Below are 22,226 nucleotides of genomic sequence, written 5' to 3' on the forward strand. Positions count from 1 at the left end.
TTTTCTTTGACCGAAACAAAGAGCTATTATTCATTAAGAGGTTCGAAACAAACAGAGGCTTTTTGGTTCTAGCAGATTCCATGGTAAAATAAAGAGTGAGAATGGAGTGAAAGAATGATGGTACAAATCGTTGCCCACCGTGGGAGTAGCGGCAATCGACCTGAAAACACGCTACCAGCATTTGCGGAAGCGGTGCGGGTCAAAGCAGATATCATTGAGTTAGATGTACATCTATCAAAAGATGGCGGCTTGATCGTCATGCATGATGAAACGGTTGATCGAACGACCAACGGCAAAGGTCGGATCTGTGACCTGACGGTTGCTGAACTAAAAGACCTCAATGCTGGCAGCTGGTTTTCTGAGGAATTCCAAGCCGCCAAAGTCCCCACGCTAAAAGAAGTGTTGGATTTACTTGCAGCGAAGAATTATCGTGGCATTTTGACGATCGAATTAAAAACCGATCATTATGAGTATGAAGGAATCGAAGCCAAAGTATCCGACTTAATGAATAGTCAAGAATGGCCCTTTACTCATTGGTATTGTTCCTTCAATATCGAGACCTTGGATCGGATGCATGCGATCGAACCGGGTGCGACCCTTGATTTTATTATGGGACGCGGGGAAGACAAACCACCGTTGGCGCTCAGCCGACCGTATATCGAAGGAATTCATCCTGCCTATCGCTGGGTCCAAGAGACAGCGACGGTCTTGACTGATTTTCCGATCGCGATCCGTCCGTGGACTGTCAACGAAGAAGCGGCGATTCGCACCTGCTTGGCTCTGGGGTTGACCGGGATCATCACCGATTTTCCAGAAAACGCTCGGGCAATTGTGCAGCAGGTCCGCGAGGAAGCAAAAGGATGAAAAAAGTCTTAGTGATCGTGGGACCGACTGCAGTCGGCAAAACCGCCTTGAGTATCCAATTAGCTCAAAAATACCATGGGGAGATCATCAGCGGGGATTCCATGCAAATTTATCGACAATTAGATATCGGTACCGCCAAAGTGACGAAGGAAGAAATGGCAGGGATTCCTCATCATTTGATCGATATTCGTGCAATGACGGAAACGTACTCTGCGGCTGATTTCCAGCAAATGGGGCGTGAAGCCATTGAGACGATCCAGCAGCAAGGAAAGTTGCCGATCGTTGTGGGGGGGACAGGGCTATACATCCAAGCGCTTTTGTATGACTTTCGTTTAGGGGCAGAAGAAGGCGACCCAACGATTCGTCAGCGCTATGAACAAGAAGCAGCAGCCATCGGCAAAGAAGCTCTATGGCAAAAGTTGCAGGCGGTCGATCCCTTGGCAGCAGCGAAGATCCACTACAACAATGAGCGGAAAGTGATTCGTGCGTTGGAGGTTTTTGAAATGACTGGCGAAAGTATTGCTGCACCAAAAGAAACACCGCAAGTTTTGTACGATTTCTTCATGATTGGTTTAACCACTGAGCGAGAATTGTTATACCAGCGAATCAATCAGCGAGTGGACTTAATGATGGATCAAGGCTTGATCGAAGAAGCAAAAGCTGTTTTGCAGTATCCAGAAACGCAAGCCGCCAAAGGGATCGGCTACAAGGAATTTTTGCCCTATTTTCACGGGCAGGCCACATTGGATGAAACCATTGAGCAAATCAAGCAAAACTCACGCCGCTACGCCAAGCGGCAGCTGACGTGGTTCAATAACCGAGCACAGCCCCGATGGATTGATTTAGTGAGACAACCTGAAGAACAACGTACCCTTGAAACAGAAATCGACCAATGGTTGGAGGAGAAAAGATGAGCCAAGAACGTGTGATTCTTGTCGGAGTAGAAACGGAGAAAAACTATCTTCATTTTGATTCGTCAATGAAAGAATTGAAAAGCTTAACAAAAACCGCCAATGGCGAAGTTGTTTTTTCACTGGTTCAAAAACGGCAGCAAGTCGATCGACAAACCGTGATTGGCAAGGGGAAAGTTGCGGAATTGCAGCAGTTGGCAGAAGCACATGAAGCAGATCTAGTGATCTTCAATCATGAACTGACACCAAGGCAAAGCCAGTTGATTGGTGATGCGCTAGAAGTGCCAGTGATTGATCGCGTCCAGCTGATCCTCGATATATTTGCGATGCGTGCCCGTTCCAAAGAAGGAAAGCTGCAAGTAGAATTGGCGCAGCTGGATTATTTGCTTCCACGCTTGATAGGGCAAGGAAAGAACATGTCTCGGCTAGGGGGCGGAATCGGAACGAGAGGGCCAGGGGAAACCAAGCTGGAGACCGATCGTCGACACATCCGCAACCGCATCACCATCATCAAACGGGAATTGAAGGAAGTGGCAGCCCATCGAGACCGGACACGCCAAAAGCGCAAAGACAGCCAAGTCTTTCAAATGGGCTTGATTGGTTATACCAATGCTGGAAAATCAACTATTTTAAACATTTTGACCAGTGCAGATACCTATGAACAAGACCAGTTGTTTGCGACACTCGACCCTTTGACAAAACGTTGGCGGATGCCGGAAGGATTTGAAGTCACCATTACCGATACGGTTGGCTTTATCCAAGAATTGCCGACCCAATTGATTGATGCGTTTCATTCCACATTGGAGGAAAGTCAAAACATGGACTTCTTGCTGCATGTCGTCGATGCCAGTTCCGAAGAACGGGTTCAGCAAGAGGAGACCGTCTTGAAGTTAATGGAAGAACTTTCTTTGACCCAATTACCGATGTTGACGGTCTATAATAAGGCGGATCGCATCGACGCCGATCAGTTTGTCCCAACGCTCTTTCCCAACGTCTTGATCTCGGCAAAGAGTACCAAAGGCAAAGAACGCTTGACTCAGGCGATCAAAATGGAATTGATGCAGATCATGCAGCCTTATCATCTAGTGCTGCAAGCTGATGAAGGCAATGCGCTGAATCGCTTAAAACGGGAGTCACTAGTGTTGAGTAATGCCTTCGATGAAGCAACACAGACCTATCATATCAAAGGATTTGCGCTGGAGGATACCTATCCGCTACGCAGAATGGCGCAAGAACAGGAATAAGCAGAAACGGTGCAGCCGATGCACCGTTTTTTTTTGTGGTGACAAAATTATGGGAGCATAAGTGGTTTGGCTTCCTTCGAGTGCAAAACCCGAACATTTTCGGCTAAAGCACCATTTCTTCCAGAAAAGGACTGCTTGAACATGCGATCAAATCAAGGGTCTAATGAAAAAATCAAAAAAATTTGCATTCATGTCACTTTTTCTAACATGAGGGGTTGACACGCAAAAAAAGAATTGGTATAGTTTCCATAAAGTTACGCAGCATCATTGAAACGGAGGGGAGCCAAGTTATGCGGGAAAAAGAATTGCGGCGCTCAATGTCAGTCTTTCCTATCGGAACAGTCATGAAATTGACCGATCTCACCGCCCGTCAAATTCGTTATTACGAAGAACAAGAATTGATCCACCCGGAACGCAGCGATGGCAATCGACGAATGTATTCGCTGAATGATATTGATACCTTGCTTGAGATCAAAGACTATCTTTCCGATGGACTGAACATGGCGGGAATCAAACGAGTTTATGAAATGAAAGTTGCCAAAGAAAAAGAAGCGAAGAACAAACCGCCGCTGACCGATGAAGATGTACGTCGAATTTTTTATGATGAACTCTTGGCTCAAGGTGGATTGAATCAACAACAGCCATACCAGCAAAAAGGTCCACGAATGTAGAGCACTAGTAGATCGTTGCTGTGATATAAAAAAAGAATTGGGAAAAAGGAAGGGATACTATGCCAAAATTTGAAAGAACTGCCGAAGACATCAAACAAATCGTAAAGGATGAGAACGTGCGCTTTTTACGCTTGATGTTTACTGATATTTTAGGAACGAACAAGAACGTTGAAGTACCTGTAAGTCAATTAGATAAAGTACTGGAAAACAAAATGATGTTTGACGGTTCTTCTATTGAAGGGTTTGTCCGTATTGAAGAAAGTGACATGTATCTGTATCCTGATTTGTCCACCTGGATGATCTTCCCTTGGGAAAGTGAACATGGCAAAGTGGCTCGTTTGATCTGTGATATCTACAATCCAGATGGCACCCCATTTGCAGGCGACCCTCGTGGCAACTTAAAACGGGCATTAGCTGACATGCAATCCCTTGGTTTTACTTCTTTCAATCTTGGACCAGAACCCGAATTTTTCCTATTCAAATTAGATGAAGCAGGCGAAATCACAACGGAATTAAACGACAAAGGCGGCTACTTCGATTTTGCCCCAACCGATCTAGGGGAAAACTGCCGTCGCGATATCGTATTAGAATTAGAAAGCCTTGGCTTTGAAGTTGAAGCGTCTCACCATGAGGTGGCACCAGGGCAACACGAGATTGACTTTAAATATGCGGATGCAGTGGAAGCATGTGACAACATCCAAACCTTCAAGCTTGTCGTGAAAACTATTGCTCGTAAACACGGCTTGCATGCGACCTTTATGCCAAAACCATTATTCGGCATCAACGGTTCAGGCATGCACTGCAACATGTCCTTGTTCAAAGGTGATGAAAATGTCTTCTTTGATGAAGAAGGACCAATGCAATTAAGCCAAACAGCGTATCACTTCTTAGGCGGTTTGATCGAACACGCCCGTGCTTACACGGCTGTCTGCAACCCAACCGTCAACTCTTACAAACGCTTAGTGCCAGGTTACGAAGCGCCTGTATACGTGGCATGGTCAGGACGCAACCGTTCACCATTGATTCGGGTACCAGAATCAAGAGGCTTATCAACACGTTTGGAATTGCGTTCGGTTGACCCATCAGCCAACCCATACTTAGCCATGGCTGTTTTACTGCAAGCTGGACTTGATGGCGTTAGACGTGAGTTGACACCACCACCAGCTGTCGACCGCAACATCTACATCATGAACGAAACAGAACGTGCAGAAGCACAAATCGATGATCTGCCATCAACGATCCACAATGCCATCAAAGCATTGCGCAAAGACCAAGTGATGATCGATGCTTTAGGCAAACACATCTATGCCAACTTTGTCGAAGCAAAACGATTAGAATGGGCAGCCTTCCGCCAAACAGTCTCCGAGTGGGAAAGAGAACAATACTTGGAACTCTACTAAAATCGCAAGAAAGCCGCTAGAGATAAACAATCTAGCGGTTTTTTTATGATGAACTCAGCTTTTATCCTAATGATTCTCGGTTTATTTATTTCCGATAGTCAATAGCTACTTGATCAAAGCTTGAGCAGAAAAAACCTTGCAAAGCTAGAGCGGTTCTGTCTATAAGAAGCGTAAATCTTGCCTGACCATTGAGAAAAAATAAAAAATACCAGTCGGGCTAGGACTGGTAAGAGGAAGAAAAATAGTTTTGGTATAACGTTAGCATAGCCGGTCAAAGTAAAATGAACCTTAAAAAGTAGAAAGTTTCTTGTAAGAAGTCTTTATTCGTCAAAGGTTTCCAGCTCAGACAGTATTTTTGCTGGGACTTCTGATTGAGGGACTTCATTGGGACCCGAGATGACACGGGTTTTACTGATCTCTGCTTTGACTAAGGTATTTGGCGCGAATGGCTTCACATTTTCACCAGAAAGATCATAGGTCATGAGTTCTTTCTCGCCGTTTTTCTTAACAAACTCAAACGTGTACTTATACGTAAAGGAGCCATCGATTTTTTCACCGGAATCGCTGTACGTTTGGGTCTTTTCTGGGACTTTGTTGGGCGTGATGGCATAAGCCGTTATCCCTTGATAAGTTGTTGTATAGTACGTATAGCCAAAGTAGCAACCTACTGCTAAAATCAAAACGCCAAGCGTCAAAAGTAGTTTTTTCATGTGCATCGATCCTTTCAATTACTGGGTTTACTATAGCATGATGGAGCCAAAATCATTCATCGAAATGGATAACAATATTGTAAGTTTACTGATTATCAACAAAAAGCTTGTAACTTTCTGTTTAACAATTGTGATAATGAAAAATATGTCTGAAACCTTCCTGCAATATTGTAATGTTATTCTCTTACTTGTGCCCGATAGCGGGACAAATAATCAAAAGAGAGGTTTTTTCATTTGAAAAAATTTGCATTTACAGTTGTTGCAGGATTTGGTTTATTCGTTGGCGGAACAGTTGTTTCAGCAGCAGAACAAACCCATGTTGTCGAACCAGGAGACACCCTATCTGGGATCGCTGCTACTTATCAAACAACGGTCGAAGATCTTTTAGCTTTGAATGATTCGATCGAAAATCCAAATATGATTTTTGATGGCGAAACATTGTTGGTTTCTAACGATGGCCAATCAGTAGAAAACAAAGAAACAAGTACGAAAGAAAGCACAGAAAAAAGTGAATCTACAGCGACTGCTAACGTGAGTCAAACCCGTTCAAGCATTCCTGGTTCTGGTTCTGGTGTCTTGAATCCAGTGGACGGTATCAACTACTTCAATGGTGTGAGAGAATCGTACTACTCACAAAAAGTCTTGCCAGGAGGCGGATTGAACATCCCTGGTCGCCATGTAGCATCAGACGGAACCATCCGTGATGCCGATGGGTACATCGTTGTTGCCAGCGACAATCAACCGAAAGGTTCGACCGGTCAATCATCCTTAGGTGCCTATAAAGTCTATGACACAGGTGTTGGTCATAGCGGTATTGATGTTTATACGAATTGGTAAAAAAGTAAAACTTGATAGAAAAAACTACTATACTATAACTGAAGCGAGCATTTAGTTTTGAACAGCTCGTCGCAGACGCTAAAAAAGCTGCGCCCATCAACTTTTAGGGCACAGCTTTTTTTATTTACTCCTTTGTTGTATCAGTTACTGTAGAAAAGAAAGCGCGGATATGGCTCGCAAGCAAAGCTGGACATTCAGCAGCTGCGAAATGCCCACCAGTGTTAAGCTCTTCCCAGCGAAGGATCTTCGGGAAAAGTCTTTCTACGTACTCTTTTGGCGGACGTTCATGAGCTTGGGAAGTTAGTAAAACACCTAAAGGTACAAATGAACGGTCGAATTTGTTAGGCCACTGTGTATATTGGCCTTCATAGTAGAAGCGATTTGAAGAATTGATCGTTTCGGTAAACCAGTAAATAGACACATTGGTTAAGAGTGTGTCCAAGTCAAAGTGATAGTGGGTGTCTTCCTCATTCTGCATTGACCATAAATGCCATTTTTCAATAATGAAGGCAGCTAAACCTACAGGTGAATCATTGAGTCCATAAGCATACGTTTGTGGTTTTGTACCTAAACTATGAGCATAGCCACCTTCTTTTGCATACCAACGTTTACAAAGTGCCAAATATTCTGTTTCTGCTGTGCTCATAGGCGTTTCATCTGTTATAAGAGGACTAGGGTTTCCCGGTGAGGTGGTATGGTAGCCAATCACATTGTCTGGGTGATCCAAACATAGGAGACCGGCGATACTTGCTCCTAAATCATAACCATGAATTCCGAATTGATCATAGCCCAACCTCTTCATAAGTTTTAACAAAATCTGCCCAGCCTTGCGATCTTCAAAATGTCCCTCTTTTGGGATGTCAGAAAATCCATGTCCAGGAATCGAAGGAATGATGACATCAAAAGAAGCTTCTGGTGAACCACCAAAGGATTCTGGATCAGTTAGGAAGGGAATCAAATCCAAAAGCTCATAAATAGAACTCGGCCAACCATGGGGGATCAACAATGGTGTTGGATTGGGACCATGCCCACGTTCATGAATAAAATGAATCGTCATTCCATCAATCGTAGTTGTGAAATTGGCAAAAGCATTTATTCTCTTTTCTGCATTACGCCAATCAAATTCGTCTTGCCAATAAGAAATAATCGTTTTCATATCATCTAAAGGAATACCATAATTCCAGCCAGCATTGGCGGGTTCATCGGGATACCTTGTTAGCGCCAGGCGTTTTTTTAAGTCACTCAATGCTTTTTCTGAAATCCGTACTTCAAAAGGGCTAATTTCCATGGGACCTCCTAATAAAAATGTACTTGTTAAGAATTAGGATACATGAACGTATGTTCTTTTTACAGTTTTTCGCTTGTTGAGTCAAAATTGAACCTGATTTTTAGGATGAAGAAGACAGATTCGGCTATCAAAATAGTAAAAATCGTCATCTGGTCTAGACTAATTATTGTAATCAAACACAACCTGTGGTATTATTGGACTATACCAAATAGAAACGGAGCGCTGATCATGGAAATTATTCGCGTTAAAGATGCTGCTCAAGGCGGAAAGAAAGCTTTTGAATTGATACAAGAAGGTATGGCAAATGGCGCCAAGGTGCTAGGTTTAGCAACAGGAAGCACGCCAGAGACCCTTTATGCAGAAATGACTGCCAGTGAAGTTGATTTTTCAGAAATGACTTCAGTCAACTTAGATGAATACGTAGGACTAGGTGGCGAAGACGAACAAAGCTATCGCTACTTCATGAATGCTCATTTATTCAATAAAAAACCATTCAAAGAAACCTTCGTACCAAACGGCAAAGCGGAAGACTTAGAAGCAGAATGCCAACGCTACGATAGCGTGATTGCGGATCACCCAGTTGATATCCAAATCTTGGGTATCGGTCAAAACGGACATATCGGCTTCAACGAACCTGGTGCATCCTTTGAAGGAACGACCTCAGTCGTTGATTTGACTGAATCGACCATCAATGCCAACAAACGCTACTTTGATAAAGTCGAAGACGTCCCGACGACGGCAATTTCAATGGGAATCGGTTCAATTATGCAAAGCAAAAAAATCATTTTGATGGCATTTGGCGAAGTCAAAGCGGATGCAATCCAAAAAATGATCGAAGGACCCGTAACCAACGAATTACCAGCTTCAGTTTTACAAAAGCATGATGACGTGATCGTGATCATCGATGAGGCTGCTGCCAGCAACCTGTAAAACAAAATCAGCCCTTTTCAGAAATAAGTCAGAAGGAAAACGCGCCATCCTTGCAGCTTCCCCCTGCGCTTGTGCAGTAATGCCAGCGCAGCTGCGAGCGATGGTTCGGATCTATCTTGCTTATTTCTGAGGAGGCTTTTTTTATTTGGCCGCTCTAGCGATGTTTTTTCCTTTTTTCCATCAGAGATGCTATAGTTAAAAGAGAGAATACGAAGAAAAGAGGGATGCAAATGGTTGATATGCATTTATCCATTCCTGAAGTAGCACTGAGGTTGCTGTTGGCGATGGTCATGGGTGGCGCGATTGGGTACGAGCGGCAGTACAAAAGCAGACCAGCTGGTCTTAGAACCCATATCTTGGTTTGCATGGGGGCTTGTGTCATTGCTTTGATCCAAGTGGAGATCGCCACAGGTGCCATGCGAGATGCGCTGGATCATCCAGATTTAGCAGGCGTGATTCGTTCGGACGAAGCACGATTGATTGCGCAAGTCGTCAGCGGGGTCGGTTTTCTAGGCGCCGGAACGATCATTGTGACGAAGCGCTCGGTGACGGGGTTGACGACGGCTGCTTCCTTATGGGCGATCGCCGGTTTAGGAATTGCCATCGGGATGGGCTTTTACACCATCGCATTAAGTAGTTTTATCGGGATCTTCTTTGCATTGACGATCGTTAAGCGGATCGTCCGCGTACCAACAGCAAAGAAATTAGAAATCCAATACATCCACCGCACCGAGACCAAAGAGTTTTTGACGGAGTACTTCCAAGAGAAAAATATCGTGATCGAAGATGTCAATTTTGATGTCAAATTCATGGAAGACTATCGCATTTATACCAACATTTATACGATTGATCTCCCGCGAGGACTAGGCTTTTCTGAAGTGATCGAAGAATTGTCTGTCTACAAAAATGTCACGAAGATCCGCTTGGTGGATATTGCTTAACGGATATTGAATCAAAAAGCAGCAAGACACCTCACATTAGTGAGATGCCTTGCTGCTTTTTTATGATGCGTTAGACATTTTTAAGTAAAAGAAACACACAGTCAAAATAACGATCACTATTGAAGTCAGCAAATTGACCCCTTCATTCGTTACGAAGGAAAGACCGCCGACTTGCTTGGTCGCAACGTCGTGGTGGACTTTTTTTTCGGTGTATTGGTGACAGACAGGGCATTGATAGCGCACCTGAATCGCTGCGCCCAGTAAGCTGTCCAAAAGACTACCGCAAAAGCCTAAAGCAGTCAAAGTCAACCAGAGATCAAGGGAGAACGGCTTGCCGTTCAACCATAAGGCTGCTACGAATAAACCAGTGATGGCGAGACTCCCTGCTAGGGAAGCGGCAGTTCCCAACCAACTGACACCGCCGGAAAGTCCCGGTGGTAATTTTTTTCCCGTTAGTAAGTGACGCGGTGGACTTGGACTCAGCACGCCGATTTCTGAGCCCCAAGTGTCAGCCGTACAGCTAGCGATTCCCGCCACAAATCCCCAAAGGAATAGCGGTTCTTTCGTCCAAAAGGCAAGCAGTAGAGCAAAGATGCTTGGTGCGATGTTCGCAAAGACTTGTTTTGCATCACGGCGAGCACCTTTGGCAAGCACAGCTAACTCTGGCTGACGGCGCATTTTCTTTAAAAGACCAATGATGCCAGAGCTGGCAAAGAAAAAGCCAATCAAAAAGATGCTGTACCACGGACCAAAGCCAATGACCAGTGTGCCGCAAAGAATCGCAGCCAGTGCGCCAGAAACAGTCAGCCACTGAAAGACGAATGCTGCCGCTGCAACGAATATGCTGGCAAACAAGCCCAGCATGAATTGATAGAAGAAAACCATTTGAACACTCCTTTGCGTATAGTGTAGCATAGGTCTCATTTATTTTACCGCAATTAACAAAAAAATAGTCAGCTTGATAGCTTTTTACTCGTCAAATGAGAGCGTTTCATTTAAGCTAAAGGAGAGAGGTGATCCAATGAAAATCATAATTATAGGTGGGTCTTTTGGTGGTGTCAGCTGCGCCCGCGAAGCACGTCGATTATACCCTGACGCAGAGATTCTACTGATAGAAAAAAAAGCCCATCTTGGGTTTGTTCCAAGCGGCTTGTTATTGCTGATCGAAGGCAGGATCGCATCGCTGGAAGAAGCATTCTTTTGTACGAAGGAGCAGCTGGAGGCAGAAACGATCGACGTTGCCTTAGAAGAAACGCTTCTGGAGATTTTTCCTTCGGATCATCGGATTCGAACGGATCAGCGAGAACTAAGTTATGATCGACTCGTCTTGGCAGCAGGCTCCAGTCAAGATTCCACTGTTTTGCCACAACCAGAAGAAGCACTACTGACCTACAAGGAATATGAGGCAGCCAAGCATTTCTTGCAGCAATTGCCCCAAGCAGAGTCGATTACCATCGTAGGTGCTGGTCAAGCGGGGATGGAAGCGGCGAATACCTTGACTGCGATCGGAAAAAAAGTCAGTGTGATCGAATCAATGTCATATCCTTTGTTCAAGTACTTTGATCACGATTTTTTGCAGCCCTTTTTAACGGAGATCGAAAAAATCCCCAACTTGCAGCTGCATTGGTCCAAGCCAACTTTGGCAGTCGTTAAAACGGAAACAGGCTTTCGGATCGAAACCGCCGATCAAGGCTATGAAAGTGATCTGGTATTGACGACAGTCAACGTTCATCCTCGCTTGCCAGAGGCATTTGCGGTCTTTGAATTACACAGTGATCAAACCATCTGGACAGATGCTTACTTGGAAACTTCTGCCACGGATATTTTTGCGGTCGGCGATTTGATCCAAATTCCAAATGCTATTACGAAAGACACGGTCTATATGCCCTTAGTCAACAATGCCGTTCGCTCAGGAATCGCAGCAGCTCGCAATCTGGCAAGCAAAACCACCCCGTTTCGTGGTGGATTACGGACAGTCGGTACGCAACTGTTTGAATGGTACTTAGCAAGCACCGGCTTGACCGAGTCGGATCGGTTTTTCTTCGAATCTCCGATCGTCTGTCATGCGTTTACTGCCGCCAGTTCCCTGTTTGATCCAACACAGGTTCATGGAAAAGTGATGATCGAACAAGCCAGCGGCCGAATCGTTGGTGCGCAGCTTTTATCAAAAGCCAATATTTTGGAAAAAATCAATTTACTAGCGTTTGCGATCGAGCAGCAGGCAACGATGGAGGAGCTGACTCAAAAAGACTTTTTCTTCCATCCACGATTCACTAATGTAATCGACGAAACTTTTCTATGGTCGGGAAGTGATGCCAATGAGACTTGATCAGTTATTAGAAAAAAAAGAAGCAAAGCAATTGCAGCTGCTCAAAAAGCTTTTACTGGTGGGCGGAAAAATGGAGACGCACGAGCTGGCGAGCTATCTTGGTATCAGTAAGCCTTCCTTGGAAAAATATGTGGAGGAGTTGCAAGATGAGCTGGCTCACTACCAAGAGCAGTGTCGATTGTATTACCGAAATGGTTCACTGGTTTTTGAAATGAGTCCCACTTTTTCCCTCAATCAAATCGAATGGGCGTTTTATCGGTCAGCATTGAAATTTCAAATTCTTGAGCATCTTTTACAACATCAAGAAGTGACGACTGTCCAGCTGGCACAAAAATTAGCGGTCAGCGAGTCATCCTTGTTTCGCAAAATCAAAGAGCTAAATGGCTTGCTAGCAGAATTTGAATTAGAGATCTGGCAAGGAAAGCTGATTGGAGAAGAAACCCAAATTCGTTATTTCTATTTTGAACTCTTTTGGTATGTTCATTCTTTTGACAGTCAGCCATTGCCGATCGATGAGAAATATGTCGGTCTGATCACTCGCGGCCTGAACATGCGTTTTACGAAAGAAGCCCAGCAGCGCTTGTCCCTATGGCTGAGGATCATGAAAGCACGACTGAAAATTGCTACTCAATCCTTTCAAGTTTTACGGGAGAAAATGGCACCTTACATGAAAGACCCTTTGTTTCAACAATTACGGGAGTTGGTATTTCGTGGGTTTGGCCATTATGCATTAGAAGTCAGAGAAGAGGAGGCGATGCTGCACTTTGTCTTTTTACTGTCGTTCTCGGTGTTATCCGAACACGATCTGCAAGTGTATATGCTGCAGCGTTCTCGGTTTACGCCAACTGCCTTGACGGATACCTTGATTTTGGAACATATTTTGCATCTTTACCGCCCATCGTTTGTTCCTCGTGAAATCGAAGCCACTTGCTATGGTCACCTGCTGCAGATCCACAGCCGCGTCTATTTTTTCGAAGGGGATGTGGAAGTTTTTGATCGAGAAAATATTTGGCAGCTGGAAGCGCAGTTATCCAGCCGCAACATTCAGCAAATCAGTCATGAACTATTAGGTAAGGCCTTAACAGAGTTAAATATCAAGCCGTCCGAGAAAAATAGTCTACTGATGATGACGATGGTCAAATACTTGAGTGTCATCACGATCATCGACTATCAAATCAATCGAGAATTTCGTGTTGGGATCGCCTTGAAAATGGATGAGCTATTTAAAGAAGCCCTCTATTATATGTGGCTGCTGTATCTCAAAAATTTGAATGGCGTAGTTGTCGAACGCTATCGTCCAGAACAAGAATATGATTTGATCTTGGCGAATTACGCCATCGAGACCAAAACACCGACCTATCGAATCAGTGAATTAGGTACCGCATATGATCGGGAAACGATCAAAAAAATGATCCGTGAACGCTTTAAATAGTGGATTTCGTCAATTTCTTAGAGATTTGAAAAAAAATTGACGAACCATATAGCAAAAGTTCAGCTAAAATAAAAGCAAGTCAGAAAGCGCTAACAAACAGCGCGTATAAAACCAAAGGGAGCGAATCAAATGGCAGAAAAAAATTATGTAATGGCGATCGACCAAGGAACCACTAGTTCAAGAGCAATTATTTTTGATCGTAACGGGAAAAAAATCGGCAGTTCACAAAAAGAGTTTCCGCAATACTTTCCAAAATCCGGTTGGGTAGAACACAACGCCAACGAAATTTGGAACTCTGTCCAATCAGTCATCGCAGGGGCATTTATTGAATCAGGTATCCGACCAGAAGCAATCGCCGGCATCGGCATCACCAACCAGCGTGAAACAACAGTGGTTTGGGACAAAACGACAGGGCAGCCAATCGCGAATGCGATCGTTTGGCAATCCCGTCAATCTTCACCGATCGCTGACCAATTAAAAGCAGATGGTCATACGGAGATGATCCATGAAAAAACTGGGTTAGTCATTGATGCGTATTTCTCAGCGACCAAGGTGCGCTGGCTTTTAGACAATATCGAAGGGGCACAAGAAAAGGCGGATAATGGTGAGCTACTCTTCGGAACGGTCGATTCGTGGCTTGTGTGGAAGCTGACAGATGGACAAGTCCATGTCACCGACTACTCCAATGCTAGCCGGACGATGCTTTACAACATTCATAAATTAGAATGGGATCAAGAAATTTTGGATCTTTTGAACATTCCAAGCTCGATGCTACCAGAAGTCAAAAGCAACTCAGAAGTCTATGGTCACACCCGCAGCTACCATTTTTACGGCAGTGAAGTACCAATCGCTGGAATGGCTGGGGACCAACAAGCCGCCCTCTTTGGACAAATGGCCTTTGAAAAAGGCATGATCAAAAATACTTACGGCACTGGGGCATTTATCGTCATGAATACGGGTGAAGAACCACAATTGTCTGACAATGACCTACTGACGACCATCGGGTATGGTATCAACGGCAAAGTCTATTATGCCTTAGAAGGAAGTATCTTCGTTGCTGGATCAGCGATCCAATGGCTGCGGGACGGCCTACGCATGATTGAGACTTCTCCGCAATCAGAAGAAATAGCTGCCAAAGCAAAAGGCGATAATGAAGTGTATGTGGTGCCTGCCTTTACTGGATTGGGTGCACCTTATTGGGATTCAGATGCAAGAGGAGCCGTCTTTGGCTTGACTCGTGGGACGACGAAGGAAGATTTTGTTCGGGCAACATTGCAAGCTGTTGCGTATCAATCAAAAGATGTCATCGACACGATGAAAAAAGATTCTGGCATCGATATCCCATTGCTGAAAGTCGATGGCGGGGCAGCCAAAAACGATTTATTGATGCAGTTCCAAGCGGACATTTTAGACATTGACGTGCAACGAGCAGCGAATCTGGAAACAACCGCATTAGGTGCAGCTTACTTGGCAGGTCTAGCGGTTGGCTTCTGGAAGGACTTAGATGAATTGAAATCAATGGCAGAAGAAGGGCAAATGTTTACGCCAGAAATGCCAGCAGAAGAAAGAGACAATTTGTACGAAGGTTGGAAACAAGCGGTGGCGGCTACTCAGACCTTCAAATTCAAAGCGAAGAAAGAAGGCGAGTAAGCCATGACCTTTTCTCAGAAAGATCGGAAGCAAACCATTCAAGAAGCGGCAAAGACCACCTATGATGTATTGATCATCGGTGGTGGGATCACTGGCGCAGGGGTTGCTGTTCAAACCGCAGCCGCTGGGATGAAGACGGCTCTTTTGGAAATGCAAGACTTTGCCGAAGGGACGTCTTCGCGGTCCACGAAACTCGTTCATGGCGGTATTCGCTATTTGAAAACCTTTGACGTGGAAGTGGTCGCTGACACCGTGCGGGAACGGGCGATCGTTCAACAAATTGCTCCGCATATCCCGAAACCCGATCCGATGCTTTTACCGATTTACGATGAACCGGGGGCAACCTTCTCCTTGTTTTCTGTTAAAGTGGCGATGGATCTTTATGATCGCTTAGCAAATGTGACAGGCAGTAAATACGAAAATTATCTGTTGACGAAAGAAGAGGTCTTAGAACGCGAACCACAGCTGCAGGCGGAAAACTTAGTTGGTGGCGGAGTCTATCTTGATTTTCGCAACAACGATGCCCGCTTGGTGATCGAAAACATCAAACGAGCACAAGTCGATGGGGCAGCAATGATCAGTAAAGCCAAAGTCGTCGGCATTTTACATGATGAGCAAGGCATCATCAATGGGGTAGAAGTGGAGGATCAACTGACAAACGAGCGCTTTGAGGTTCACGCCAAAGTCGTGATCAACACGACCGGCCCTTGGTCAGACATCGTTCGTCAATTAGACAAGAATGATGAGCTGCCGCCACAAATGCGTCCGACGAAAGGTGTCCATTTAGTGGTCGATCGGGAAAAACTAAAAGTGCCGCAACCAACCTATTTTGATACTGGGAAAAATGATGGTCGGATGGTTTTTGTGGTACCAAGAGAAAACAAGACCTATTTTGGCACAACCGATACGGACTATACAGGCGATTTTGCCCATCCGACGGTCACACAAGAAGATGTCGATTATCTACTGACCATCGTGAATGAACGCTTCCCACATGCACAAATCACCCTTGATGATATCGAAGCGAGCTGGGCTGGTCTACGTCCATTGATTACGAATAATGGCGGTTCGGATTACAATGGCGGCGGTAAAGGCAAACTATCGGATGAAAGCTTTGAGCAGATCGTTGAAAGCGTCAAAGAGTATCTTGCAGATGAGCGGCAGCGACCAGTTGTAGAAAAAGCCGTAAAACAAGCACAAGAACGAGTAGAAGCCAGCAAAGTGGATCCATCGCAAGTTTCTCGCGGCAGCAGTTTGGAACGCTCAAAAGACGGACTATTGACGTTGGCAGGCGGAAAAATCACCGACTATCGTTTGATGGCGGAAGGAGCAGTCAAACGGATCAATGAATTGCTTCAAGAAAGCGGTGCTTCCTTCGAGTTAGTGGATTCAACCACGTACCCAGTTTCTGGTGGGGAGCTTGATGCAGCCAATGTAGAGGAAGAATTAGCGAAGTTGGCTGACCAAGCGCAAGCCGCTGGGTTCAATGAAGCAGATGCGACGTATTTGGCTCATCTTTATGGGTCGAATCTTCCCCAAGTGTTGAACTACAAGACGAAGTTTGAGGGCTTAGATGAAAAAGAAAGTACGGCCTTAAACTATTCCTTGCATGAAGAAATGGTTCTGACGCCTGTCGATTATCTATTGCGTCGGACCAACCATATCCTATTTATGCGAGATACCTTAGATGAAGTCAAAGCCGGTGTCGTTGCAGCTATGACCGACTTCTTTGGCTGGGACGAGGAAGAAAAAGCAACCCATGTAGCAGAATTGAACCAAGTGATCGCAGAATCAGATTTAACAGCCTTAAAAGGAGGAAAAAAAGATGAATGAAACAACCCGGATCTTTAGTGAATTTCTAGGAACGGCTATTTTGGTTTTGTTAGGGGATGGTGTGTGTGCGGCTGTCAATCTGAAAAAGAGTAAAGCGGAAGCCTCTGGCTGGATCGTGATCGCGATGGGCTGGGCGACAGCGGTAACGATTGCCGTTTACGTTTCAGGGTACATGGGACCTGCTCACTTGAATCCAGCCGTTACATTAGGCATGGCGATGACAGGGAATTTTTCTTGGAGCTTAGCTGTACCGTTTATGCTGGCGCAGATTGCTGGTGCGATCGTAGGGGCAATCCTCGTTTGGCTCAACTACTTGCCATTATGGGATGAAACAAAAGACCAAGGCGCGATTTTAGGTACCTTTGCAACAGGGCCTGCAGTTCGTAATTTAGTATCGAATACGATCACTGAAGTAATTGGTACCTTTGTCTTAGTCTTTGGCTTATTGGCTTTTGGTGCCAATACCTTTACGGATGGATTAAATCCCATCGTTGTTGGGATCTTGATCTTAGCGATCGGACTGTCGCTTGGTGGACCAACTGGCTATGCCATCAACCCGGCACGGGACTTAGGACCACGGATCGCTCACCAAATCTTACCAATCAAAAACAAAGGGACTTCCGATTGGGGCTATGCGTTAGTACCAATCATCGGTCCAATGATCGGTGCAGCGATCGCAGCTGGTTTGTTTATGATGTTGCCATTATAAACGATGTTATTTTAAGGATGGTGCCTATTGGTATCATCCTTTTTTAATCTTTAGCGATTGTCATTGAATTTGCTAAAAAAACATGGTTAAATGAAAAAGCTGAAACAGAACGAAGGAAGGAGCTTTTGCGTGAAAAAAATTCTGCGCTTTTTCATGTGGGTGGCGATTGTCCTGATCGGACTCTTAGCTGCCGTTTTTCTGGCTTTTCAACTCTCCCCACGACCGGGGGCTTTTTTGATCGGTCATCTGTTTAACCAAGAAGTGACCATCAAGGATGAGGCAGCTTATCAAAAAAGTTTGCCGAATGTGACGGTCAAACAGGACTTGACGTATCAATCGGATTATCAACGCAGTACCTTTGATCTATATTATCCCAAAGAGGCACAAGGCCCTGTTCCCGTCATTTTTTGGGTCCATGGGGGCGGCTATGTCGGGGGAGACAAAGAAGGCGTCAAAGAGTTTGCGACCTATGTCGTCGATGAAACCAAAGCCGCTGTGATTTCGATTAATTATGAATGGGCGCCAAGTTTGCATTATCCGGGACAGGTCAAACAGTTAGCCCAAGCGGTAGACTCGATCAAAGCAGATGCCCAAGCATACCCCATGCTTGATTTCGATCAACTCTTCTTTGGTGGAGATTCTGCAGGTGCCCAAATTGCCGGGCAATATGTGGCGCTGCAAACCAATCCAGCGTATGCGAAGGAAATGTCCTTTGATCAAGACATTCCTGCATCGGCCCTGAAAGGGTTTATTTCCTATTGCGGCCCCCTTGATTTGAAACAGATCGTTGGAACTTCTTCGGATGATCGTTTTATGAAATTCTTTGTTAAAACAGTGGCTTGGTCGTTATTAGGCAAAAAAGAATGGCAAGATAGTCCCCAACTGCAGGAGATCTCACTGGTGGATAAATTGACGGCTGATTTTCCACCAACGTATATCACTGATGGCAACGCCTATTCCTTTGAAGACCAAGGCATTGCCTTTGCCAATCAGCTGCAAGCTCTTGATATTCCCGTGACAAGTCGCTTTTACAAAGGGGATTCGGAAACGGTGACCCACGAATACCAATTTGATTATAGCTTGCCACAAGCACAGGCCTGTTTGACAGAAACATTGACCTTTATCAAAGACCAGCTGGCTCACTAAAAAACACCTTGTTTCTCACCCTCAATTGGCGAGAAACAAGGTGTTTATTTGTAAGCAAATCAATCAAGTCCGATGAAGTAGTCATCGTCTTTCATCGCTTCAACGGAACCAAGCAGATACCCGTTCCCAACTTGTGAGAAGAAGTCGTGATTGCTGGTACCAGTTGAAATACCGTTCATGACGATTGGATTGACATCGTTGGCGGTGTCTGGGAAAAGCGGGTCTTGTCCTAGATTCATCAAAGCCTTATTGGCATTGTAACGCAAGAAGGTTTTGACTTCCTCTGTCCAGCCGATCTCATCGTATAATTCTTCGGTATAACGTTCTTCGTTTTCATACAACTCATACAACAAGTCGTACATCCAGTCTTTCAGCTTTTGCTGTTCGTCTTCTGGTAATTCGTTGAAACCTAATTGGAATTTGTAGCCAATATACGTGCCATGAACGGATTCGTCACGAATGATCAATTTGATGATCTCCGCTACGTTCGCTAGTTTGTTATTGCCTAAGTAGTAAAGGGGTGTATAGAAACCTGAATAGAATAAGAAGGTCTCTAGAAACACACTGGCGATTTTTTTCTCTAGCGGTGTCCCATTTTTGTAAATCTCATTGATTCGTTCGGCTTTCTTTTGTAAGTAAGGATTGGTATTGGTCCATTCAAAAATATCGGCAATCTCCGCTTTTGTATTCAAGGTGCTGAAAATCGATGAATAGCTTTTTGCATGGACAGATTCCATAAATTGGATGTTGTTCAAGACCGCTTCTTCATGTGGGGTGCGGACATCTTTACGCAGTTGATCCATACCGCTTTCTGATTGAACGGTATCTAATAAGGTCAAGCCGCCAAAGACGTAGCCCACTGTCGTTTTTTCTAATGGTGATAGCGTCCGCCAATCATCAAGGTCATTTGATAAAGGGATCCGCGTATCTAACCAGAATTGTTCTGTTAATTTTTCCCAAGTGGATTTATCGATGATATCTTCAATCTCATTCCAGTTGATTGCTTCATAGTAAGTCTTACCCATAGTCGGTTCCTCCAATAATCGTATCAAGACAACAGCCGACCCGCTCTCAAGAAAGAGCAGGGGCAGGCGGTTGGTTCGTTTTCAGGCAAAAGTTGGATTAGATGACACAGCTTTCACATTGGTTGCTACCGATCTCTTCTGCATCATCTGTAAAGGTCCGTATATAGTAGATCGATTTGATGCCTTTGTGGAAAGCGTAGTGACGCAAGATGTTCAAATCACGGGTGGTTTGTTTTGTCGTTTCTTTCCATTCGTAAAGACCTTCTGGAATATCTGAACGCATAAACAAGGTCATACTCATCCCTTGATCGACGTGTTTTTGAGCAGTTGCGTAAACATCGATCACTTTGCGCATATCCATATCGTAGGCTGATTTGTAGTAGCCGATCGTCTCATTGCTCAAGTATGGTGCTGGATAGTAGATCTTGCCGATTTTCTTTTCTTGGCGTTCTTCGATCATCCGAGTGATCGGGTGGATGCTGGCACTCGTATCATTAATATAAGAGATCGAACCATTTGGTGCAACGGCTAAGCGGTTTTGGTGATACAAGCCGGTTTCTTTGACGGTTTGTGCCAAGGCTGCCCAATCTTCACCAGTTGGTAAAAAGACGCCTTCAAACAATGCTTTGACTTTTTCCGATTTTGGTTGGTAGTCACCTTGGATATAATCAGTGAAATAGCTGCCATCTGCATAGGCTGATTTTTCAAAGTTATGGAAAACTTCGCCTTTTTCTTTGGCGATGGCATTGCTTTCAACCAATGTCCAATAGTTCAACAACATGAAATAAAGATCAGTAAATTCAAGAGATTCTGGTGAACCGTATTCCATTTGATTTTTTGCAAAATAGGTATGCAAGCCCATTGCGCCTAAACCGATCGTGTGGTTCAAGGCATTCCCGTTTTGGATCGATGGTACCACGTCAATGTCAGACGCATCAGTAACAAAGGTCAAGGCACGAGTCATTGCTCGAACAGATTTCCCAAAGTCAGGGCTGTCCATCAAGTTCACGATATTGGTGGAACCTAAGTTACAGCTGATATCTGTTCCTAAAACCTCGTATTCTTGTTTGCCGTTGATTTCAGATGGTGCTTGGACTTGAAGGATCTCGGAACAAAGATTACTCATGATGATCTTGCCATCGATTGGGTTGCTGCGGTTTGCGGTATCGATATTGATGATATAAGGATAACCAGATTCTTGCTGCAATTTAGAAATTTCGTTTTCTAAATCACGGGCTCTGATTTTGGTTTTGCGAATCCGTGGATTCATAACTAAGTTGTCGTATTCCTTGGTGATATCGACATAAGAGAAGGGTACGCCATATTCTTTTTCGACACTGTAGGGACTAAAGAGATACATTTCTTCATTTTTACGCGTCAATTCGTAAAATTTGTCAGGTACGATCACGCCTAATGATAAGGTTTTGACACGGATTTTTTCATCCGCATTTTCTTTTTTCGCTGATAAAAAGCTGATGATATCTGGGTGGAAGACGTTCAAGTAGACTACGCCAGCCCCTTGCCGTTGACCCAATTGGTTTGAATAGCTGAAGCTATCTTCAAACAATTTCATTACAGGCATTACACCACTTGCTGCACCTTCGTAGCCTTTGATAGGCGCGCCGGCTTCCCGCAAGTTTGATAATGTGATCCCGACACCGCCGCCGATCCGTGAAAGTTGCAGCGCGGAGTTGATCCCACGACCGATCGCGTTCATGTCATCAGTGATTTGGATCAAGAAACAAGAAACCAATTCACCGCGACGTTTGCGTCCTGCATTCAAGAAAGAAGGAGTTGCTGGTTGGTAACGTTGGTAGATCATTTCATCTGCCAAGCTCATGGCTAACTCTTCATTGCCATCCGCAAAGTAAAGGGCGTTGAAAGCGACCCGATCTTCGTAACGTTCTAGATACGCGGTACCATCATTGGTTTTTAGTGCGTATTGTGAATAAAACTTGTAAGCAGCCATAAATGATTTGAAAGTAAAGTGTTGCTCGTCTAAGAATTGATACAAGTCCTCAATAAAAGCAGGACGGTACTTTTTGATAAATTCTTCTTCTAAATAATCATTTTCAATCAAATAATTGATTTTGTCCATTGCAGTCGCAAAGGTTAAGGTGTTTGGTTCAACGTTTTCTTTAAAGAATGCCGCTAGGGCTTCTTTGTCTTTATTTAATGGAATTTGACCATCTACTGGACGGTTGATCTCATTATTCAATTTGAAATAACTGACATCTTTGATTTCTTTCAAGCTCATAAATGGCTAACCTCTTTTCTTGTTTTGTTCGTATAAAAAAGGACTTGCG

Annotated in this window: 19 protein-coding genes; 14 read left to right on the forward strand and 5 right to left on the reverse strand. The window is 44.4% G+C overall.

The features are described 5' to 3' along the window. Nucleotides 1-114: 114 nt before the first annotated feature. The 5 genes from FJU10_RS14820 to glnA all read left to right on the forward strand — a co-directional run bounded on the left by FJU10_RS14820 (nt 115) and on the right by glnA (nt 5,090). Nucleotides 115-864 carry a glycerophosphodiester phosphodiesterase gene (locus FJU10_RS14820; protein ID WP_016620554.1) on the forward strand — a complete coding sequence of 250 codons (750 nt, stop codon included), beginning with the start codon at nt 115-117 and terminating at the stop codon, nt 862-864. Next, entirely contained in the window at nt 861-1,778 is a 918-nt protein-coding gene (gene miaA / locus FJU10_RS14825) for a tRNA (adenosine(37)-N6)-dimethylallyltransferase MiaA (RefSeq protein ID WP_140966241.1), read from the forward strand. Before FJU10_RS14820 ends, miaA begins: the two co-directional genes overlap by 4 nt. Beyond that, a complete protein-coding gene (gene hflX / locus FJU10_RS14830; protein WP_005225165.1) occupies nt 1,775-3,019 on the forward strand; it encodes a GTPase HflX in 1,245 nt (414 codons plus the stop codon). Before miaA ends, hflX begins: the two co-directional genes overlap by 4 nt. Before the next feature lie 290 nt (nt 3,020-3,309). Next, nucleotides 3,310-3,690, forward strand: a complete 381-nt coding sequence (locus tag FJU10_RS14835; RefSeq protein WP_005225166.1) for a MerR family transcriptional regulator — start codon at nt 3,310-3,312, stop codon at nt 3,688-3,690. A 59-nt stretch (nt 3,691-3,749) separates the two neighbouring features. Beyond that, the gene (gene glnA / locus FJU10_RS14840) at nt 3,750-5,090 is read left to right on the forward strand and encodes a type I glutamate--ammonia ligase (RefSeq protein ID WP_140966242.1); all 1,341 of its coding nucleotides are present in this window, start codon (nt 3,750-3,752) and stop codon (nt 5,088-5,090) included. Between the two features lie 320 nt (nt 5,091-5,410). Here the strand turns inward: glnA and FJU10_RS14845 are convergent, their stop codons facing one another. Then, on the reverse strand, nt 5,411-5,800 hold the full coding sequence (locus FJU10_RS14845) for a YxeA family protein (RefSeq protein ID WP_140966243.1): 390 nt from the start codon (nt 5,798-5,800) through the stop codon (nt 5,411-5,413). 234 nt (nt 5,801-6,034) lie between these two features. On the opposite strand from FJU10_RS14845, the gene FJU10_RS14855 reads away from it, so the two are divergent. After that, nucleotides 6,035-6,637: a LysM peptidoglycan-binding domain-containing protein gene (locus FJU10_RS14855; RefSeq protein ID WP_077454029.1), complete on the forward strand. Its 603-nt coding sequence runs from the start codon at nt 6,035-6,037 to the stop codon at nt 6,635-6,637. Nucleotides 6,638-6,761: 124 nt separating this feature from the next. Here FJU10_RS14855 and FJU10_RS14860 read toward each other — a convergent pair whose 3' ends face one another. Continuing rightward, the gene (locus FJU10_RS14860; protein ID WP_140966245.1) at nt 6,762-7,925 is read right to left on the reverse strand and encodes an epoxide hydrolase family protein; all 1,164 of its coding nucleotides are present in this window, start codon (nt 7,923-7,925) and stop codon (nt 6,762-6,764) included. A 228-nt stretch (nt 7,926-8,153) separates the two neighbouring features. Here FJU10_RS14860 and nagB point away from each other — a divergent pair, with 228 nt between their 5' ends. Continuing rightward, complete coding sequence (gene nagB / locus FJU10_RS14865; RefSeq protein ID WP_005225171.1) at nt 8,154-8,855, forward strand: glucosamine-6-phosphate deaminase; 702 nt, start codon at nt 8,154-8,156, stop codon at nt 8,853-8,855. A 230-nt stretch (nt 8,856-9,085) separates the two neighbouring features. After that, a complete protein-coding gene (locus FJU10_RS14875; protein WP_008377072.1) occupies nt 9,086-9,796 on the forward strand; it encodes an MgtC/SapB family protein in 711 nt (236 codons plus the stop codon). Between the two features lie 60 nt (nt 9,797-9,856). Here FJU10_RS14875 and FJU10_RS14880 read toward each other — a convergent pair whose 3' ends face one another. Beyond that, nucleotides 9,857-10,681 carry a DUF92 domain-containing protein gene (locus tag FJU10_RS14880; RefSeq protein WP_140966246.1) on the reverse strand — a complete coding sequence of 275 codons (825 nt, stop codon included), beginning with the start codon at nt 10,679-10,681 and terminating at the stop codon, nt 9,857-9,859. Nucleotides 10,682-10,817: 136 nt separating this feature from the next. On the opposite strand from FJU10_RS14880, the gene FJU10_RS14885 reads away from it, so the two are divergent. The 6 genes from FJU10_RS14885 to FJU10_RS14910 all read left to right on the forward strand — a co-directional run bounded on the left by FJU10_RS14885 (nt 10,818) and on the right by FJU10_RS14910 (nt 18,895). Then, nucleotides 10,818-12,125: an FAD/NAD(P)-binding oxidoreductase gene (locus FJU10_RS14885; protein WP_140966247.1), complete on the forward strand. Its 1,308-nt coding sequence runs from the start codon at nt 10,818-10,820 to the stop codon at nt 12,123-12,125. Next, on the forward strand, nt 12,115-13,557 hold the full coding sequence (locus FJU10_RS14890; protein ID WP_140966248.1) for a helix-turn-helix domain-containing protein: 1,443 nt from the start codon (nt 12,115-12,117) through the stop codon (nt 13,555-13,557). The genes FJU10_RS14885 and FJU10_RS14890 overlap by 11 nt, the downstream gene beginning before the upstream one ends. A 129-nt stretch (nt 13,558-13,686) precedes the next feature. Beyond that, entirely contained in the window at nt 13,687-15,207 is a 1,521-nt protein-coding gene (gene glpK / locus FJU10_RS14895) for a glycerol kinase GlpK (protein ID WP_140966249.1), read from the forward strand. Between the two features lie 3 nt (nt 15,208-15,210). Next, on the forward strand, nt 15,211-17,040 hold the full coding sequence (gene glpO, locus FJU10_RS14900; RefSeq protein WP_140966250.1) for a type 1 glycerol-3-phosphate oxidase: 1,830 nt from the start codon (nt 15,211-15,213) through the stop codon (nt 17,038-17,040). Next, nucleotides 17,033-17,749 carry an MIP/aquaporin family protein gene (locus FJU10_RS14905; protein ID WP_140966251.1) on the forward strand — a complete coding sequence of 239 codons (717 nt, stop codon included), beginning with the start codon at nt 17,033-17,035 and terminating at the stop codon, nt 17,747-17,749. The genes glpO and FJU10_RS14905 overlap by 8 nt, the downstream gene beginning before the upstream one ends. 90 nt (nt 17,750-17,839) lie before the next feature. Further along, the gene (locus FJU10_RS14910; RefSeq protein WP_140966252.1) at nt 17,840-18,895 is read left to right on the forward strand and encodes an alpha/beta hydrolase; all 1,056 of its coding nucleotides are present in this window, start codon (nt 17,840-17,842) and stop codon (nt 18,893-18,895) included. A gap of 59 nt (nt 18,896-18,954) precedes the next feature. Here FJU10_RS14910 and nrdF read toward each other — a convergent pair whose 3' ends face one another. Continuing rightward, nucleotides 18,955-19,920, reverse strand: a complete 966-nt coding sequence (gene nrdF / locus FJU10_RS14915; RefSeq protein ID WP_005225180.1) for a class 1b ribonucleoside-diphosphate reductase subunit beta — start codon at nt 19,918-19,920, stop codon at nt 18,955-18,957. A 97-nt stretch (nt 19,921-20,017) separates the two neighbouring features. Continuing rightward, complete coding sequence (nrdE, locus tag FJU10_RS14920) at nt 20,018-22,177, reverse strand: class 1b ribonucleoside-diphosphate reductase subunit alpha (protein ID WP_140966253.1); 2,160 nt, start codon at nt 22,175-22,177, stop codon at nt 20,018-20,020. Nucleotides 22,178-22,226: the final 49 nt, after the last annotated feature.

It is taken from the genome of Enterococcus sp. OL5 (assembly GCF_006491895.1).
Taxonomy (GTDB): domain Bacteria; phylum Bacillota; class Bacilli; order Lactobacillales; family Enterococcaceae; genus Enterococcus_D; species Enterococcus_D innesii.